This window comes from Gordonia sp. i37 (genome assembly GCF_002043085.1).
GTDB classification, from domain to species: domain Bacteria; phylum Actinomycetota; class Actinomycetes; order Mycobacteriales; family Mycobacteriaceae; genus Gordonia; species Gordonia polyisoprenivorans.
In genome coordinates, this window is sequence record NZ_MVPX01000087.1 from 1 (window position 1) to 1,703 (window position 1,703).

Annotated in this window: 2 protein-coding genes; both read right to left on the reverse strand. The window is 68.1% G+C overall.

Annotated elements, in window-relative coordinates:
• Positions 1–50: 50 nt before the first annotated feature.
• Positions 51–1,202 carry a ThiF family adenylyltransferase gene (locus tag B1964_RS03755; protein WP_079928905.1) on the reverse strand — a complete coding sequence of 384 codons (1,152 nt, stop codon included), beginning with the start codon at positions 1,200–1,202 and terminating at the stop codon, positions 51–53.
• An 81-nt stretch (positions 1,203–1,283) separates the two neighbouring features.
• On the reverse strand, positions 1,284–1,703 hold a 420-nt coding region (locus B1964_RS03760; protein ID WP_139765617.1), incomplete at its 5' end, for a GGDEF domain-containing protein.

Consider the following 1,703-nt stretch of genomic DNA (forward strand, 5'->3'; position numbering starts at 1 on the left):
CGGGGGGGGGGGCCCCCCCCCCGCCGGTGCGTCACCACGACCGTTCGGCGTCAGCTCTTTCCGGCGCCCTCGCCCATGGCCTGCGCCGCTGAGGCGAATTCTGCCTGACCGAGTTCGTTCCATCCCTCGTGCGTCCCCGCGTCGGACCCGAGAAGGATCTCCTCGATGCCGAACCTATAGCGGCCGGACCGGACGGGCCGACCACAGACGATGTTGCGTGCAGCCGTTGCCACCAGCGCCCCGGCCATCGCGGCGGTCGACCCGAGTTGCGGCCACGAGGTGACGCTGCGTCCGAGCTGGCTTGCGGAGAACGCCATCCGAGGCGTGACCTCGTCACCGACGATGGCCAGTGCCATCTGGAGTCGTTGAGCGGGGTCGGCGGCGTCGCCGGCCGAGAAGCCCTCACCGCGGCCGTGGAAGATCGGATAGTCCGGGTCGAGGTCATAGCGCTCGACGTCGAGGACGACGTCCTCGCCCATATCGGTGGCACTGAGTACCGGCACCCCGGCCGCACGGGCGCGTCGCCGCATGTCGATCTTCATCGCCACGTCGTCGATCTCCTCGATGATGACCGAGGCCGGCAGTTCCTCGGTGGAACCCGCGAAGGCCGCCGAGCCCAGGAACGCCTCGGCGAGGTCGGGACGATAACCGTCGGGAAACGTCGTGACCTGCGTATACGGGTCGCCTTCGAGGATGCGCCTGCGCGCGAGCTCAACCTTGCTGACACCGAGATCGGTCACCGACCCGACGATGCGATTGAGGTTGGTGGGCGCGAGCTCGTCGGAGTCGGCGATGCGGAATCGGCGTGCCCCGGTCAGCGCGGCGGCGGTCAGGGCCGATGAGCCCACACTGAGGCCGGCGACAGCGATCACCGCGCCACCCCAGATCTGCTGCTCACGCCCGGTCAACAGGTGTCGGTTGCGGGCGGTCTTGAGCCGATGGTAGAGCTCGGCGTCGGGGAGACGTACCAGCGTCGAGCGCCACGGGAACAGGACATAGCGGCTGCGGCGCTCGACGAGCTCCTCGTCGGTGACGTCGACGGGCTCGGGCGCCGACGTCTCCGGATCCACGTGAACGAGTCGGTCGAGTACCGCGAGCTCGGGACCTGCTTGCATCCAGGCGTCGACGAACGAGATGGCCGGCGAAGCGCGCAACTCTGCGATGCGTTGCCGGTCATCGGTCGGATCGAGTATCTCCACCACGGGCACCTTCGGGATCGGCCGGGGTCGGATCCCCCGGACAGGGTCATGCGGATATGGACGGAATTGTCGGCTGCTCGACGGTCAGTGGCCGTCGTCCTGCTCGTCCGTTGGCGACGAGCGCAGGTGTCGCCAGTAGGAGGGCGCAACCGTCGCGGTTTCGGCACGGTTGCGGCCCATTCCCTTGGCGGCGTAGAGCAGTTGGTCGGCTTGGGCCGAGAGACGATCCATCAGCTCGGACAGGGTCGGATGGTCCGAGTGGTAGGTCGCTTCGATGATCTCCGCGCACACCCCGCCCACGCTGACCGTGGCATCGGTGGAGGAAGACACCGTCAGCCGAATGTCGTCGGCCAGCCGTGACAACCCGACGGCGTCGTCGGTGACGGTCAGGATCGCGAATTCCTCACCGCCCGAGCGAGCAACCAGAGAACTCGGGGGAACCGCGTTCTGGATGGCGTTGGTGATCTCCACCAGAATCGCGTCACCGGCCGAATGGCCGTGGGG